Origin of the sequence: Bosea beijingensis (assembly GCF_030758975.1) — a bacterium.
Lineage (GTDB): Bacteria > Pseudomonadota > Alphaproteobacteria > Rhizobiales > Beijerinckiaceae > Allobosea > Allobosea beijingensis.
Genome location: NZ_CP132359.1, coordinates 4153650 through 4169609, shown reverse-complemented (window position 1 = coordinate 4169609; position 15960 = coordinate 4153650). Strand labels below are relative to the sequence as shown.

The 15960-nt window shown below is 66.3% G+C and carries 16 protein-coding genes; 10 read left to right on the top strand and 6 right to left on the bottom strand.

Going from position 1 to position 15960, the window contains the following annotated elements; translation table 11 throughout:
* Positions 1 to 31: 31 nt before the first annotated feature.
* Together Q9235_RS19755 and Q9235_RS19750 are read right to left on the bottom strand one after the other, a co-directional pair.
* Positions 32 to 1531: a tripartite tricarboxylate transporter permease gene (locus tag Q9235_RS19755; RefSeq protein WP_306223505.1), complete on the bottom strand. Its 1500-nt coding sequence runs from the start codon at positions 1529 to 1531 to the stop codon at positions 32 to 34.
* Positions 1528 to 2022 (bottom strand): tripartite tricarboxylate transporter TctB family protein, encoded by a 495-nt coding sequence (locus Q9235_RS19750; protein ID WP_306223504.1) that lies wholly within the window; start codon positions 2020 to 2022, stop codon positions 1528 to 1530. The genes Q9235_RS19755 and Q9235_RS19750 overlap by 4 nt, the downstream gene beginning before the upstream one ends.
* A 123-nt stretch (positions 2023 to 2145) precedes the next feature.
* On the opposite strand from Q9235_RS19750, the gene Q9235_RS19745 reads away from it, so the two are divergent.
* A complete protein-coding gene (locus Q9235_RS19745; protein WP_306223503.1) occupies positions 2146 to 3213 on the top strand; it encodes a mandelate racemase/muconate lactonizing enzyme family protein in 1068 nt (355 codons plus the stop codon).
* Positions 3214 to 3224: 11 nt separating this feature from the next.
* Here Q9235_RS19745 and Q9235_RS19740 read toward each other — a convergent pair whose 3' ends face one another.
* Entirely contained in the window at positions 3225 to 4196 is a 972-nt protein-coding gene (locus Q9235_RS19740; RefSeq protein ID WP_306223501.1) for a Bug family tripartite tricarboxylate transporter substrate binding protein, read from the bottom strand.
* Positions 4197 to 4341: 145 nt separating this feature from the next.
* Positions 4342 to 5355 (bottom strand): amino acid ABC transporter substrate-binding protein, encoded by a 1014-nt coding sequence (locus tag Q9235_RS19735; protein ID WP_306223500.1) that lies wholly within the window; start codon positions 5353 to 5355, stop codon positions 4342 to 4344.
* A gap of 299 nt (positions 5356 to 5654) precedes the next feature.
* On the opposite strand from Q9235_RS19735, the gene Q9235_RS19730 reads away from it, so the two are divergent.
* The 6 genes from Q9235_RS19730 to Q9235_RS19705 are packed head-to-tail and all read left to right on the top strand — an operon-like array spanning position 5655 to position 10510.
* Positions 5655 to 6227 carry a glutathione S-transferase family protein gene (locus tag Q9235_RS19730; RefSeq protein WP_422678218.1) on the top strand — a complete coding sequence of 191 codons (573 nt, stop codon included), beginning with the start codon at positions 5655 to 5657 and terminating at the stop codon, positions 6225 to 6227.
* Positions 6220 to 7425 (top strand): CaiB/BaiF CoA transferase family protein, encoded by a 1206-nt coding sequence (locus tag Q9235_RS19725; protein WP_306223498.1) that lies wholly within the window; start codon positions 6220 to 6222, stop codon positions 7423 to 7425. Before Q9235_RS19730 ends, Q9235_RS19725 begins: the two co-directional genes overlap by 8 nt.
* Positions 7426 to 7436: 11 nt before the next feature.
* Positions 7437 to 8051 carry a carboxymuconolactone decarboxylase family protein gene (locus tag Q9235_RS19720; RefSeq protein ID WP_306223497.1) on the top strand — a complete coding sequence of 205 codons (615 nt, stop codon included), beginning with the start codon at positions 7437 to 7439 and terminating at the stop codon, positions 8049 to 8051.
* Entirely contained in the window at positions 8044 to 8919 is an 876-nt protein-coding gene (locus Q9235_RS19715; RefSeq protein WP_306223496.1) for an amidohydrolase family protein, read from the top strand. Before Q9235_RS19720 ends, Q9235_RS19715 begins: the two co-directional genes overlap by 8 nt.
* 34 nt (positions 8920 to 8953) lie before the next feature.
* A complete protein-coding gene (locus Q9235_RS19710; RefSeq protein ID WP_306223494.1) occupies positions 8954 to 9730 on the top strand; it encodes an enoyl-CoA hydratase/isomerase family protein in 777 nt (258 codons plus the stop codon).
* Positions 9731 to 10510 carry an enoyl-CoA hydratase-related protein gene (locus tag Q9235_RS19705; protein WP_306223492.1) on the top strand — a complete coding sequence of 260 codons (780 nt, stop codon included), beginning with the start codon at positions 9731 to 9733 and terminating at the stop codon, positions 10508 to 10510.
* Positions 10511 to 10513: 3 nt separating this feature from the next.
* On the opposite strand, the gene Q9235_RS19700 is transcribed toward Q9235_RS19705, so the two are convergent.
* The gene (locus tag Q9235_RS19700; protein WP_306223491.1) at positions 10514 to 11263 is read right to left on the bottom strand and encodes a GntR family transcriptional regulator; all 750 of its coding nucleotides are present in this window, start codon (positions 11261 to 11263) and stop codon (positions 10514 to 10516) included.
* A 162-nt stretch (positions 11264 to 11425) separates the two neighbouring features.
* Here Q9235_RS19700 and Q9235_RS19695 point away from each other — a divergent pair, with 162 nt between their 5' ends.
* Entirely contained in the window at positions 11426 to 12895 is a 1470-nt protein-coding gene (locus Q9235_RS19695) for an aromatic amino acid ammonia-lyase (protein WP_306223490.1), read from the top strand.
* Between the two features lie 53 nt (positions 12896 to 12948).
* Here Q9235_RS19695 and Q9235_RS19690 read toward each other — a convergent pair whose 3' ends face one another.
* Entirely contained in the window at positions 12949 to 13602 is a 654-nt protein-coding gene (locus Q9235_RS19690) for an alpha/beta hydrolase family protein (RefSeq protein WP_306223489.1), read from the bottom strand.
* A 199-nt stretch (positions 13603 to 13801) separates the two neighbouring features.
* Between Q9235_RS19690 and Q9235_RS19685 the strand changes: the two genes are divergently transcribed.
* Together Q9235_RS19685 and Q9235_RS19680 are read left to right on the top strand one after the other, a co-directional pair.
* Positions 13802 to 14485, top strand: a complete 684-nt coding sequence (locus tag Q9235_RS19685) for a GntR family transcriptional regulator (protein ID WP_306223488.1) — start codon at positions 13802 to 13804, stop codon at positions 14483 to 14485.
* A 1-nt stretch (position 14486) separates the two neighbouring features.
* A complete protein-coding gene (locus Q9235_RS19680) occupies positions 14487 to 15926 on the top strand; it encodes an aldehyde dehydrogenase family protein (protein ID WP_422678217.1) in 1440 nt (479 codons plus the stop codon).
* Positions 15927 to 15960: the final 34 nt, after the last annotated feature.

Sequence of the window (15960 nt, the reverse complement as noted above, 5' to 3'; positions counted from 1 at the left end):
CTCCGAATCAGCCGCTTGCCTGCGCATTGCGTTACGCATCGACCATCCGTGAACGTGTGCGCCTGAAGGATGGGACAAGGATCATCACAAGCAGCGCAGCCGCTGCGACAAGGAGGACAATGCAGATCGGGCTCGTGAAAATCTGGACGTCGCCGCCCGAGATGAGCATCGCACGGCGCAGGTTCTCCTCCATGGCTGGCCCCAGGATGAAAGCGAGCACCAACGGCGCCAACGGGCAATCCAGAAGGGTGAGCAGGATGCCGGCAAGGCCGAACGCGGCCAGCATCGCGACTTCAAAGACGCTCATGTTCACCGAGTATATACCGATGCAGCAGAACAGCAGGATTGCCGGAAACATCAGCCGGTAGGGCACCTGCAGCAAGCGAACCCACAGACCGATCAGCGGCAGGTTGATGACGAGCAGCATCAGGTTGCCGACCCACATCGACGCGATCAAACCCCAGAACAAGGTGGGCTGCGCCGTGGACAGGTTCGGGCTCGGCGCGATGCCATGGATCAGCATGGCGCCGGCCATCATCGCCATGACCGAATTGCTGGGGATGCCGAGCGCGAGCAGCGGGATGAAGGAGGCCTGCGCCCCGGCATTGTTGGCGGCCTCCGGGCCTGCCACGCCTTCGATCGCGCCCTGACCGAACTGGTCCGGCGACGAAGACAGCTTCTTCTCCGTCGAATAGGCGGCGAAGGAGGCCAGCATCGCACTGCCGCCGGGAAGGATGCCGAGCACCGCGCCGATCCCGGTGCCGCGCAGGGCTGCCGGCCAGGCCCGGCGCCAGTCCTCCGCGGTGAGACGCAAGGCCGAGACGGGCTGCGCCCGCCCACCCTCCTCCTGCGGCCGCGCCAGATTGAGCGCAACCTCGGCAATGCCGAAGACTCCCATCGACAGGGCGGCGATGCCGATGCCGTCCCGCAGTTCGTTAACACCGAACGTGAAGCGATCGAGGCCGGTATTGACGTCGGCTCCGACCGACCCGAGGAGCAATCCGAGCAGGATCATCCCGATCGACTTCAGCAGCGAGCCTTGCGCGAAGACGATGGCGGCGATCAACCCGAGGACCATCAGGCAGAAATATTCGGCCGGGCCGAAGCGCTGCGCGGCGACAGTCAAGACCGGACTGAAAAAGGCGATCAGCAGCGTCGTGATCGTGCCGGCCAGGAAGGAGGAGAGCGCCGCGGTGGCAAGCGCCGTGCCTGCCCTGCCCCTGCGCGCCATCTCGTAGCCGTCGAGACAGGTGACGACGGAGGACGATTCTCCGGGCAATCGCATCAGAATGGCGGTGGTCGAGCCCCCGTACTGCGCGCCGTAATAGATGCCGGCCAGCATGATCAGGGCGCCGGTCGGCTCAAGGTAATAGGTCAGCGGCAACAGCATCGCCATGGTGGCGATCGGCCCCAGGCCGGGAAGCACGCCGATCAGCGTTCCGATCAGCGCGCCGACAAAGCAGTACCAGAGATTGATCGGGGTCGCTGCGACGGCCAGCCCGCCTGCGATGGAGGAAACGATCTCGCTCACAGCGGCCAGACCTGAACCGAGAGCCTGAGGACATAGCCGAACAGCACGGCAGCAAAGCCTGCAAAGACCAGCGCGACGACCGGGACCTCCCGCCAGCGCGCCTGCGGATCGCCGAGCGCCGCGGCCAGGACGCAGGCGAGGCAGGCGACGAACAGGCCGGCGCGCTCGATCAGCAGGCCGAACAGCAGGATCGCCAGGCTGACACTGAAGGCGGCGCGCAGCGGGAAGGCGGGCCACCTCCTCGGGCGCCATCCAGCTCCCCGCACGGCGAGCAGGAGCCCGATGACCAGCAAGCCCGCGGCAACGGCGCGCGGGATATAGCCCGGCCCCATGTCCAGCGAGCTGCCGGCCGGATAGTCGCGGCCGATGAAGAGCGCCAGGAGCCCGAAAACGGCGAACAGGAGCCCGGCCGCGAGATCTCCGCCCGTGCTTGCCGACGCGACACCGGGCTCCCCTGCTCGCGCCGGCCCGGCTTCGTTCTTTTCCTGCATGCCTCATCGCTCCGCGAAACGGCTGCCACGCCCATTATACCTATAGGCTAGTTTTATAGACTATTGCCAAGCAAGCAAGCTGCACGATACGATCTGCGCCGTGCGAACCGCTCCGGAGACGAGATGCCCATCGAGACGATCAGGACGGTCGCGATCGACCAGCGGTTGACCGATCCCGAATGGCGCTTTGCGCAGGGGCCGCTCGCAGGGATACGGGGCTTCGCCATCATCGTGACAGATGCGCAGGGCGTGGAAGGCTACGGCTACATCCGCGCGATGCCGCCCTGGACGGAGCCGCTCGCCGTGGTGAAGGCGACCTTCGACTATCTCTGCGAGGGACTGGTCGGACAGGACGAGACCGCGATCGGCGCCATCATGGACGGGCTGGATCGACGGCTCCATGGCGCCCTGCCGGTCAAGGCCGGAATCGAATGCGCCTTGCTCGACCTGCGCGCCCGTGCGCTCGGCGTACCCTTGCACGACCTGTATGGCGGCAAGCGGCAGGAGCGTTTCGCCAATACCCGGATCATTCCCCTGAAATCGCCGCAACGCATGGCGGAGGTTGCCGTCGAGCTGGCGGAGGCCGGCTTCCGGCACCTGAAGGTCAAGGTTTCCGGCGAGCCCGAGCTCGATATCGCGCGCGTCCGCGATGTGCGCTCGGCTGTCGGGCCGGATGTCGCGCTGATGATCGATGCCAATGAGTCCTACCCGCCCAAGCTCGCGGTGCGCACCATCAACGCCATGGCCCGCTACGGCCTGGAGCTGGTCGAGCAGCCCACCTCCGCCCGCGACTTCAAGAGCCTGATCGCCGTGGCCTCCGCCCTCGACATACCCGTCGAAGCGGACGAGAGCGCCCAGGACCTGCAGTCGATCCTGCGGATCGTGGAAACGGGCCATGTCGCCTCGATCAACCTGCGCATCCTCAATCATGGCGGCCCTAGCCGCACCGCGCAGGCGATCGCGATCTGCCGCGCCGCGCATGTCGATTTCCGCTTCGGCGCCGTCTTCGGTTCGAGCATCGTCCATGCCCATACCCTGCATCTGGCAGCCAGCCTGCCGCCGCCCCGCTTCCCCCACGAATTCTCCGAGATGGCGCTGCTGGACAACGACCTCTTCTCGGGGCTGCACCTGGAGGCCGGAACGATCGCCGTGCCGGACGGTGTCGGCACGGGTCTCGTGTTCGACGGCTGAGCGCCGCGGGCTCAATCGAACTTCAGCCCGGCCTTGGCGATGATCTCGGCATAGATGTCGCGATCCTGCGCGACGGTCTTTCCGAAATCGGCAGCCGGCTGATAGGCCGGCTCGCCGCCGAGCCCGCGCAGCTTCTCCTGCGTGGCCGGATCGGCCATCACCCGCGCCAGCGTCACGTTCAGCTTGTCGGCGATGCCTGCTGGCATGTTCGCGGGACCGACGAGGCCGACCCAGGAATGAGCGACGAACTGCGGAAAGCCGCTTTCCTTCATCGTCGGCACATCCGGGAATTCCGGCGAGCGCTTCTCGTTGGTGGTGGCGAGGATGCGGATCTTGCCGGCCTTGGCGAGCTCCCCGAGTTCGCCGCCGATCATCAGCGGGATGTGGCCCGCGACGATATCGTTCAGGGCCGGGCCGCTGCCGCGATAGGGAACATGCTTGAGCGCCGCGCCGGATGCGATGCTGACGAGTTCACCCGCCAGATGGCTATAGGTTCCGACGCCGCTGGAGGCGTAGCCGATGCTGTTCGGCTTCTGCTTCGCGAGCGCCACGAGCTCGGCCATCGACTTGGCCGGCAGGCCGGGATAGGCGCCGATGAAGGTGAAGCCCTCGATGAGCCGCGCCACCGGCGTGAAATCCTTGACCGGGTCATAGGGCAGCTTCTTGTCGACATTGGGCAGGATGGAGAGCACGCCGGCCGAGCAGAGCAGCAGCGTATGGCCATCGGGCTGCGCCTTGGCGACGAAATCAGCGCCCGTCGCGCCTCCGGCGCCGGGACGGCTTTCGACCAGGAAGGGCTGACCGAGATCCTTGCTGAGGGCGTCCGCGATCAGGCGCGCCACGGCCTCGACCCGCCCGCCCGGGGCGAAGGGAACGATCATGCGGACAGGTTTCGTCGGGTAGCTCTGGGCGGCCGCCTCCGTCGCTGCGGTGCCCAGCAAGGCGGCGATGATCGCCAGGAATTTCAAGCTCGACGCTCTCATTTCAAGTCTCCCCTTCTATTGTTGTCGTTTTTGGATCTGTCGCGCTGGCTTGGCGCCTGTCTCGACGCATCGCCCGGTCCCCACCGGGCGCGAAAGAGCAAGCGCACCCTGCTTTCGCAGGGCGCTTCAGGAAGCAGCGCGTCTGTCAGCGGACCGGCGGGGCATATTGCAGGCCGCCCTTCGACCAGAGATTGTTGGCGCCGCGCGGAATGCCCAGCGGCGAAGACGGTCCGAGATATGTCTCGTAGCTCTCGCCGTAATTGCCGACCTGCTTGACGATCCGGTAGGCCCAGTCCTTGGTCAGCCCGAGGCCCTCGCCGAGATTGCCGTCGACGCCGAGGAAACGCTTGATCTCCGGATTGGCCGATTTCAGTTGCTCGTCGACATTGCCCGAGGTGAGGCCCAGTTCCTCGGCATTGACCATCGCGTAATGCGCCCAGCGGACGATGTTCGCCCAGGCTTCGTCACCGCGGCGCACGGCCGGCCCGAGCGGCTCCTTCGAGATGAGCTCTGGCAGGATCACGAAATCCTGCCCGTTGGCGACCTTCAGGCGGTAGGCGTAGAGCGCCGATGCGTCGGTCGTGAAGACGTCGCAGCGGCCGGTCTCGAAGGCCTTGATGGCCTCATCGCCCGAGGCAAAGCTCACCGGCTCGTATTTCATCCCGTTCTTCTGGAAGAAGTCGGCGATGTTCAGTTCGGTCGTCGTGCCGCCCTGGACACAGACGGTCGCGCCGCCCAGGTCCTTCGCGGATTTGATGTTCATCGACTTTTTGACCATCAGCGCCTGGCCGTCAAAATAGGTGATCGCCGAGAAGGACAGGCCGAGCGTCGTATCGCGCGACAATGACCAGGTGGTCTGGCGCGAGAGCACGTCGACCTCGCCGGATTGCACGACCGCGAAACGGTCCTTTGGATTGAGCGAGATGTATTTGACCTTCTTGGCATCGCCCAGGACCGTCGCAGCGACGGCGCGGCAGAGGTCGACATCGAGCCCGCCCCATTGTCCCTGCGCATTCGGCAGCGAGAAACCGGGGACACCCGGGCTCGTCCCGCAAATCAGCTCGCCACGCTCCTTGACCTTCTCGAGCGTGCCGGCCTGCGCGGTCGCGGCCAACCCCACGATCGCCGCTGCCGCGAAAGCAGCATGAAATGCCTTCATCGTTTCCTCCCGCTTATTTTTAAAAGGACATAAGACTAGCCTATTGATGCAATAGACCGCCGTCAACCGCGACCGCCATTCGCCCCTGAAAGCGCTGCGCTACGAGTTTCGTTATAATTTGCAGGCTTGTAGCGATCCAATGCCGCCAACCTCAATATGCCATCCCGCTCGACAGGTCAGCCTCAGGTTGTTATAGGCCATAAAACTGAACTAATAGATTTGCGCCGATAGGCCGGGAGCGTGCAATGGGCGATATGACACTTCACTGGTCGCCTCGGTCGCCTTTCGTGCGGAAAGTGATGCTGGCCGCGCATGAACTGGGCCTCACCGACCGGCTGACGCTGCGGCGCACGGTCGTGCAGATGACGAAGCCGAACCCGGACCTGCTGCCCGACAATCCGCTGAGCAAGATTCCGACGCTGGTCCTGGCCGATGGATCGGCGCTGATCGATTCCGGGGTGATCTGCGAGTATCTCGATTCACTCGCCGGTGGCGGGCTCATCATTCCCGTTGCGGGACCAGAGCGCTGGAGCGAACTCAGCCGTCACGCGTTGGCGACCGGATTTCTCGACCTGCTGATTCTCTGGCGCAACGAGCGCAACAAGCCCACGGAGAAGCAGACTGAGGAGTGGCTGTCGAGCTTCGCCACCAAGGCATCGGCCTCTCTGGCACGTTTCGAGAACGAGGCCGGTCCGATCGCGCCGGGGCCGCTGCCGCTTTCAGGGATAGCGCTCGGCTGCTGCCTGTCCTATCTCGACTTCCGCTTCACCGATCTGGACTGGCGGGCAGGCCATCCCCGGCTCGCGCAATGGCACGACGCTTTCCGCCAGCGGCCCTCTGCCATCGCCACGGAGGTTCGGGACGATGGCTGATGTCCGGCGCCAGGGGCCCCTCTCCCATGTCCGGGTCCTCGATCTCAGCCGAATCATGGCCGGTCCATGGGCGACCCAAATCCTCGCCGATCTCGGCGCCGACGTGATCAAGGTCGAGCGCCCGGAGGCCGGCGACGACACGCGGGCCTGGGGGCCACCCTATCTCAGGGACGAGGCCGGCAATCCGACCAGCGAAGCCGGCTATTATCTCTCGGTCAATCGCGGGAAGCGCTCGATCACCGTCGATATCACCAGCGCGAAAGGGCAGGACATCATCCGCCGGCTCGCTGCCAAAAGCGACATCGTCGTCGAGAACTACAAGGTCGGGACGCTCAAGCGCTATGGCCTCGATTACGAGGCGCTGAACGCGATCAATCCGCGCCTGATCTTCGCCTCGGTGACCGGTTTCGGGCAGAGCGGCCCGCGCAAATCCGCCGCGGCCTATGATTTCGCGATCCAGGCCATGGGCGGCCTGATGAGCGTCACCGGCGAACGCGACGGCATGCCCGGCGCCGGGCCGCAGAAGGTCGGCGTCCCCATCGTCGACATCATGACCGGCATGTATACCGCGGTCGGCGTGCTGGCAGCGCTCGTCCGGCGCAACGAGACCGGCAAGGGCGACAATATCGATCTCGCCATGCTGGACGTTCAGACCGGCTTCCTCGCCAACCAGGCAATGAACTGGCTGGTTTCGGGCCGCGCGCCGGTGCGCGGCGGCAATCGCCATCCCAATATCCAGCCTCAGGACGTCTTCCCCTGCGCCGACGGCTTCATCGTGCTGGCGGTCGGCAATGACGGGCAGTTCGCCAAGCTCTGCGAGGCCCTGGGCGAGGCGCAATGGGCGCGCGATCCGCGCTTCGCCACCAATCCGGCGCGCGTGACCAACCATGGCTTGCTCGATCCGCTGCTGCGGACGGCTTTCGGCCAGCTCAACCGCGACACGCTCATCGCCGCGCTCGATGCGGCCGGCGTGCCCTGCGCACCGATCAACACGGTGCCGGAGGTGTTCGACGATCCTCAGGTCAAGCACCGCGGCATGCTGCGCCAGTTGCCGCATCCGCTCGCCGGCAAGGTTCCGCAGATCGTGAGCCCGCTGAACTTCGAGAACGAGCCGCTCTCATTCGACCGCCCCCCGCCCTTGCTCGGGGAGCATACCGACGAGATCCTCCGCGACATCGGCCTGGCCGAACAAGCTTGATGGAACACAGCATGGGGCGCCTTCACCTCCCGGCCGTCGACGAGATGACGCCCGATCAGCGCAAGGTCTATGACGAGGTCGTCTCCGGGCCGCGCGGGCGATTGGTCGGACCGCTGCGCGCCGTCATCCATAGCCCGGAGCTTGCCACGCGCTGGTCCCGCCTCGGCGAGTTCCTGCGCTATTCGACGCTGCTGCCGGCCAGACTCAACGAGCTCGCCATCATCGTGGTCGGGCGCCACTGGAACAGCCAGCTCGAATTCCACATCCATGCGGAAGCGGCGAAGGTCGCGGGCCTGGGTGCCGATTGCATCGAAGCCATCCGGCTGGGCAAGGCCCCGGTCTTCGCCGAGGACGAGGAGCGCGAGATCTACGACTATGCCCGCCTGCTCGTGCAGACCGGCACCGTTCCCGACGGCGTGCATGCGGCGATCGTCGAGCGCTGGGGTGAGCGCGGGGCGGTCGAGCTCACCGGCGTGATCGGCTATTACACGATGGTGTCGATGACGCTGAACGCCCACGGAATTCCCCTGCCGGACGGAGCGACGCCGCCTCTGCCCCTGTTGCAGGGCGGGCCGACGCGCCTGCCGGCTTCCGTACCGGTGTCTGAGGAAACCCGTCGTGACTGAAACGGTCGACCCGCGATCGCATCGGGCGCCCGGTTGGACGCTGCCGGCCGGCGCCTGCGACTGCCACGCGCATGTCTTTGGACCTTACGAACGTTTTTCAGTCTCGCACCAGATGCATTACGCTGCGCCTCTGGCTCCGGCCGCAGCGCATCGCGACATGCTGGCGACCACCGGCTTGAGCCGCGGCATTCTCGTCCAGCCGGGTGCCTATGGCGAAGATCCCGCTCCGATCGTCGACGCCCTGGCGCAAGGTGAAGGCCGCTTGCGCGGTATCGCTGCCGCGAGCGAGCGCGTGCCTCAGGCCGATCTCAACGCCTGGCATGCAGCGGGCATCCGCGGCCTGCGTTTCAACGACATGACCGTGCCCGGTGGAACCGGCCCCTTCCCGGGCTCGGTCGGGACCGCGTCTCTTGCAGCTATGGCGCCCGGCATGCGGGCGAGGGGCTGGCATGCGGAGGTCTGGGCGGGAATCGACCGCCATGCCGCCAACCTGCCGCTCTACCGCGCCAGCGGCCTGCCGATCGTGCTGGACCATATGGCCGGCCTGCAGATCGCACGCGGACTGGACGATCCGTCGTTCAGGGTGATCCTCGACGCGCTTCGGGAAGGCTGGCTCTGGGTCAAGCTCGTCCTGTGCCGCTGCTCGCAGGACTTTCCGGACTATGCCGATGCCCGGCCGTTCCACGATGCCTTGATCGCGGCCAACCCCGATCGCGTGATCTGGGGTTCGGACTGGCCGCACTTACGCCTCGCCGAGCGGGCGCCCGATATCGGGCACCTGCTCGACCTCTTCGCAGAATGGGTTCCGGATGCGGAATTGCGGCACCGGATTCTCGTCGACAATCCTCGTGAACTCTACGGGTTCTGATGCCGGCCCGTCCGGGTTCGTTACGGAGTTTCAGATGGCCAACGCCCTAGAGTGCCTGACGGTCGAGGTCAGCGATTTCGTCGCGACGGTGACGATCGACCGGCCCCCGGTCAACGCGCAGAATCGCCAGTTCCGGGAGGAGATCGTCGCCGTTTTCGACAGCCTGAGCGACCGCGCCGACGTGCGGGCGATCGTGCTGACCGGCGCCGGCAAGACCTTCTCGGCCGGCGCGGACCTGAAGGAGCGGCCGGGCCTCGCGGAGGAAGCCGGAGCCTATCCGCGCCATAACCGTCTGGTGCGCGCCTCCTTCGACACCGTGATGGAATGCGCCAAGCCGGTCATCGCCGCGGTCAATGGCGCGGCCATTGGCGCCGGCTGCGTGCTCGCCCTGTGCTGCGACGTCATCCTCGTGGCGGAGGAAGCCTTCTTCGCGATGACCGAGGTCGATGTCGGGCTCGCCGGCGGCGTCAGCCATGTCCGCCGCTTCTTCCGCGAATCCGATGCGCGGATGCTGATCTATACGGCGCGCCGGGTGCGTGGCGCGGAGCTCTACCGGATGGGCGTTGCCTCGGATTGCGTGCCGGGCGAGCGCCTGCTCGGCTTGGCGCAGGAGATCGCGCGCGAGATCGCGTCGAAAAGCCCTTCGGCGGTCCAGGCGGCCAAGCGCTCCTTCAACGTCACCGAGGGCCTCGAACTGCGCGACGGCTATCGCTTCGAGCAGTCGCAGACCGTGGCGCTGGCATCCTCCGATGATACGAAGGAGGCGCAGCGCGCTTTCGCCGAGAAGCGCAAGCCGGTTTTCGAGGGCTAGATGGACATGGCGGAGATCGTCACCCTGCACCATGCCTCCGACGGCGTCGCGGTCATCACGCTGAACCGCCCGGAGCGGCGCAACGCGCTGAACCTAGACATCAAAGCGCGCATCGCCGACGCGGTGCTGGCGCTCGAGGCGGATGCGAGCGTGCGGGTCATCGTGCTGACCGGCGCGGGCGGCTATTTCATCGCCGGCACGGATATCGCCGAGATGGAGCCGATGAGCCCGGCCCAGCACCAGGCCCTCGCGACCGACCGGATGTTCACGGTGCTGCGGCGCTGCCCGAAGATCCTGATCGCGGCGGTCGAGGGCTATGCCCTCGGCGGCGGCTGCGAGACCGCGCTGTGCTGCGACATGATCATCGCCGGCGAAGGGGCGCGTTTCGGCCAGCCGGAAATCCGCGTCGGCATCATGCCCGGTGCCGGCGGCACGCAACGCCTGCTGCGGACCATCGGCAAGTATCGCACGATGAAGCTCGCCCTGACAGGCGACCCGTTGACCGCGACCGAAGCGTTCCAGGCCGGCCTGCTCTCGGAGGTCGTGCCCGATGGCAGCGCCCTCGACCGCGCCCTCGCCATCGCCGGGACCGTCGCCGCGATGCCGCCGCTTGCGGTCCAGGCGATCAAGGAAGCCGTGCAGCTCGGACAGGACGTGCCGCTGGAGACGGCGCTCGCGCTGGAGCGCAAGGCCTTCGTCCAGCTTTTCGACACGCAGGACCAGAAGGAAGGCATGCGCGCCTTTCTGGAAAAGCGGCCGCCGCAATTCAAGGGAGGCTGACCGCTAGCGCAGCTTCACGTCAAATTTGACGACATCGCCGCGATAGATGCCCTTGGCGTCGAGCACCAGCACGTCGTTCTGGTCCAGCGCCTGCCGATGGACGAAGGCGACCGGAGAATCCAGGGAGATTCCGAGCGCCTCGCTGGTCTCGATATCCGCCGTGCCGATGGTCAGGGTCTGGCGCGCATCGGCGATCTCGACGCCCTCGACTTCGGAGACCAGGCGCAGCGCCGTCTTCGATTCGAGGTCGCGCTGGGTGATGCGATCGCGAAGCCGCTCGTCGACATGCAGATCGGCGAGAAGGAAGGGCTGTCCGTGCCGCCAGTGCCGGCGCCGGACATGTCGATAGACGGGCGCGAGCGTTCCGATCTGCCCCTCGAAGGCATTCAGCACTTGATCGGGCTCGTCATGGAGGATTTCGATCGTCGCGTCGTAATTCGGGCGCAGCAGCCCGGACCAGTCCGTACCGACCGCGCACCACAGATTCTCCGCCGGCCGCCGACGCACGAATGTCCCGCGCGCCCGGTAGCGCTCGATCAGCTCCTCGCCCTCGAGCAGGTCCAGCGCCTGACGGATCGTCGCGCGTGCGACGCCGCATTCGGTCGCGAGCTCGTCGACGGTCGGGATCTGCTCCCCGACCTGCCATTGCCCGGCCTCGATCCGGCGCCGGAACAGCGTGGCGAGCTGGTGATAGCGGGAAATGCCGGTGCGTTTGAAATCCAACGGCTTCGAAGAAACGCTGCGAACGATCATGCGGCTCCCAATGCGACCTGCGTCGCTCGACACGCTACCGCAATGGCGGGCGATTGACGAGCAGCAAGCCTGCTATTAATTCAATGAACTAGCTTATTGTCCTTTTTGAGCAGCCTGACAGCATCGCGGGCAAGCTCCAGATCGCCGCCGAGACGGATCACCATGCAGACTATCGTCGAGATCACCGGCCGCAACCTGTCTCCGGCGGCGATCGTCCAGGTCGCTCGTTCCGGAGCGCGCGTGGCTCTCGCGCCAGAGGCGATCGAACGTATCGGCCGTGCCCGCGCGGTCGTCGACGAGGTCGTCCGCAAGGGTGAGAAGATCTATGGCGTCACCAGCAGCGTCGGCGCCAAGACCGGCACGATGCTCGCTCCCGACCGAATTCCGGAGTTCAACCGCCGCCTGCTCCTGACGCACAACATGGGGCACGGCCCCCTCGCCTCGCGGGAAACCGTACGGGCGATGATGGTCGTCCTGCTGAACAGCATGGCGACCGGTTATCTCGGCGTGCGGCAGGTCATGGCCGAGATTCTGGTCGAGGCGCTGAACACAGATCGCCGGATCGACGTCCATCTCTGGGGCTCGATGGGCCAGAGCGACATGTCGCCGATCGCCGATCTCGCGCTGGAGCTCTACAAGGATCACGATTTCGCAGCCGGCGAGGCGCTCGCCCTGCTCAATTCCAGCGCGCTGTCGATCGGCACGGCCGCCCTCGCCTTCCACGACCTGGCACGCATGCTCGACCTCGCGACGCTGGCCGGCGCCTTCAGCATGGAGGGCTTTGCCGCGAATCCGTCGATCGTCTCGGAAGCGGCGCTGAACTCCCGCCCCTTCGACGGCGTGCTGCGCCATGGCCGCGCGATCCGGACCTATCTGGACGGCAGCTACCTGACGCAACCCGGCGGGCCGCGCCACATCCAGGACCCGCTGAGCTTCCGTTCGTTGCCGCTGATCCATGGCTCGGCCGCCGACAGCTTCGCCTTCGCCGGCAAGCAGCTCGCCATCGAACTGGGCGCGAGCCAGAATAATCCCATCGTCGCGATCGAACAGCGCCAACTGGTCTCGGTCGCCAATTTCGACATGGTCGCGCTGGCGATGGCGCTGGATGTCGCCCGGCTCGCCATGGTGCCGGTCGTGACCAGCTCCACCGAACGCCTGGCCAAGCAAGCGGATTCATTCTGGTCGGGGTTGAGCGTCGGCCTGATCGAGGAAGACGGCGTCGGCCTGCCGGGCTTTAACGGCCTCGCCCAATTCCACAAGTCGATCACCTCGGAGGCGCGGCTTCTCGGCGCTCCGGTCGTGAGCGAACTGGCCAGCTCCAGCCATTCCAACGGCAATCTCGATCGCGCGAGCATGGCCGGCCTCGCAGCCCGTCGGATGGCGGATATGGTGACGCTCTGCCGCTCGATCTTCGGCATGGAGCTCATGGTGGCGGCCCAGGCCGTCGAGATGCGGAAGGCCAAGCCGCTCGGCGCCGTCACCAGCCAGCTCTTCGCCTTCGTCCGGCAGGCTGTTCCCTACGCAGGCGCCGGGCAGCGCGTGCCGCATGCCGGAAAGCTGGTCGATCATCTCACCGACAACGGCGCCGAGATCGATCGCCTGCTCAAGATCGGCTCCGCTTCCGCGGGGTGATCGATCACGGCGTTGTTGCCGGCGTCACGGCTGCCTCGATCGGGCTCATGCCCTCATGGAAAGCCCGCCAACCTGCTTCCCGTCAGGCGCCCGGCCCAGGCAGAAGCAGCATCGGCCATGGTCCCGAGATGATCGGACACCGAAAACCCTGAGATCCGCTTGCGGGGCTTCAGGTCGTGATCGCCATCCTCCAGCCAGCGGAGGTCGATCGCCGGAGAGAGCCGATAGGCCGAGACTTCCTCCCGGGTGCCGAACTCGTCCCGCGTGCCCTGCACGATGAGCGTCGGAGTCTTCAGATCGACGAGATGCCCGGTTCGCAATTGCTCCGGCTTGGCGGGCGGATGGAAGGGGTAGCCGAGACAGAGCAGGCCGCCGATCCGGCCGCTTTTGAACAGCCCGTCGGCCACCATGCTGGCGACGCGACCGCCCATCGATTTGCCGCCGATGACAAGCGTTCCCGTGGCGGCGAGTGCTTCGATGGCGGCGAGATATTGCGGGTTCAGCTTTTCGGCGCGCGGCGGTGGCGGGCGAGAGGCTCCCTCGCGCCGCGCCGCCATGTAGTCGAACTCGAAGCGGGCGACGCGAAACCCAACCCCGGCCAGCGCCTTCGCTGCGGCCGTCATCGATGGCGAGTCCATCGGGGCTCCGGCGCCGTGAGCCAGGAGAATGGTCACATCGGCCTTGTCCGGGCCGTCGAAAAGAAACATCGCGTTGTCCTGCTTCGATGAACCGGCGGCTGCTCCGGGCCTCCTCAGCCTAGATCGCCTTTGTCACGCCCGATAGGACGCTCCCGTCTTCAGATGCACGAAGCCGCTGCCAGTGCGTGCTCGCCGGAACACTGAACCATCAGTCGATATTGACAGTTCCTGTATCCTGGATACCATTTTGCGGATCTTGGAGAAATCGATGGACCAAGTGCTCGAGTGGCGTAGCCAGTCGCGCCTTCTCGACGAGGTGGCACAGGTGCTGCGCGAGCGCATCTATGCCGGCGTCTACGCGCCCGGCGCGACGCTCCGGCAGGAGCGGATCGCCGTCGAGTTCGGCATCAGCCGGACGCCGTTACGGGAAGCGCTCCGCGTCCTGGAGCGCGATGGGCTCGTGGTCAACAAGCCGGGCAGCGGTGTCCGGGTCGCAACGGCCGACTTGCCGAAGCTGCTCGATGCCTATGCCGTGCGCGAGGCAATGGACGGCGTCGCGGCACGCAACGCCGCCGAGCGCGCGACCCCGGACGAGATCGAGAAGCTCGCCAAGCTGGTCGAGCTGCAGAAGAGGCTGATCAAGGACTGGAATCCGAGCGCCTATGTCCAGTCGAACGTCGACTTTCATCTGGCCATCATCGGCGTGGCCCGCAATGCCTCTCTGGCATCGCTGGTGCCGCTGCTGCATCTGACATCCCAGGTTTTCGCGCCGGCCCTCGCGCTGTCGAGCGAACGCGCTGGCACCGCGGTGGCCGAGCACATCGAGATCCTCGACGCGATCCGGAAGCGCAAGCCCGACGAGGCCGAGCGCGTCGCGCGCTCTCATATTCATGCGACCGCTGTCCGCCTCCAGGCACAGCTCGCCAAGCAACAGACGAAGACCGAGGCGTAACGTGAAGACCTATCGCAATTTCATCGCCAACGAATGGCGCGATTCCATCGATGGCGAGCTTATCGATGTGCGCAATCCCTCGACCGGCCAGGTCCTGGCCAGGCTGGCGCGAGGCCGGCGGGAGGACGTCGATCTCGCGGTCGCCGCCGCCCGGCAGGCGCTGTCCAGCGAATGGGGCCGGATGACCGCGACCGAGCGCGGGCGCATCCTGACCCGGATCGGGGCCGGCGTGCTCAGGAATATCGACCTCCTGACCGAGATCGAGGCGCGTGATGTCGGCAAACCGCTGACGCAGGCACGGGCCGATGTCGTCGCGCTCGCCCGCTATCTCGAGTTCTATGGCGCCTCAGCCGACAAGGTGCATGGCGATACCATCCCCTACCAGAACGGCTTCACCGTCCTGACGGTCTACGAGCCGCATGGCGTCACCGGGCATATCATCCCGTGGAACTACCCGATGCAGATCCTCGGGCGCAGCCTCGGCGCGGCGCTCGCCATGGGCAATGCCGCCGTGGTCAAGCCGGCGGAGGAAGCCTGCCTCACCATCCTCGAATTCGCGCGGATCGCGCAGGAAGAGGGGCTGCCTGCCGGTGCGCTGAACATCGTCACGGGCTTCGGGGCCGAGGCCGGCGCCGCGCTTTCCGAGCATACGGACATCAACCACATCTCCTTCACCGGCTCGGCCCGGACAGGCGAGATGGTGCAGACCGCCGCAGCCCGCAACGCCGTGCCGGTGACGCTCGAACTCGGCGGCAAATCGGCCCAAATCGTCTTCGCCGATGCCGATCTCGACCGCGCCGTGCCGTTCCTGGTCAATGCCGGCATCCAGAATGCCGGCCAGACCTGCTCGGCCTCCTCGCGCATCCTCGTCGAGCGCGCGGTCTACGAGGATGTCGTCGCGCGGATGAGCGAGCGTTACCGCGCGCTGAAAGTCGGACCGGCCGAGTCCGACCTCTCCGTCGGCCCTGTCGTCTCGCAGCGCCAGAAGGCGATTATCGAAGACTTCCTCGGCGTCGCCCGCAAGGACGGCCTGAAGGTCGCGGCGCAGGGCACGATCGTTGCCGATGCACCGGCGGAAGGCGCCTATGTGGCGCCGACCCTGCTGCGCGACGTTCCGCCCGATCACCGGCTGGCGCAGGAAGAGATCTTCGGCCCGGTGCAGGTGATCATGCCCTTCGATACCGAGGAAGAGGCCTTGGCGCTCGCCAACGGCACGCCTTACGGCCTGGTCTGCGGCGTCTGGACGCGCGATGGCGGCCGGCAGTTGCGCATGGCGCGCGCCGCGCAGGCCGGCCAGGTCTTCATCAACAATTACGGTGCCGGCGGCGGCGTCGAGCTGCCCTTCGGCGGCGTCAAGAAATCGGGCCATGGCCGCGAGAAGGGCTTCGAGGCCCTCTACGGCTTCGCCAGCATGAAGACGATCTCGATCTATCACGGCTGAGGCTGCCCCGCGCGACTTCACCGTGTTGGAAGAC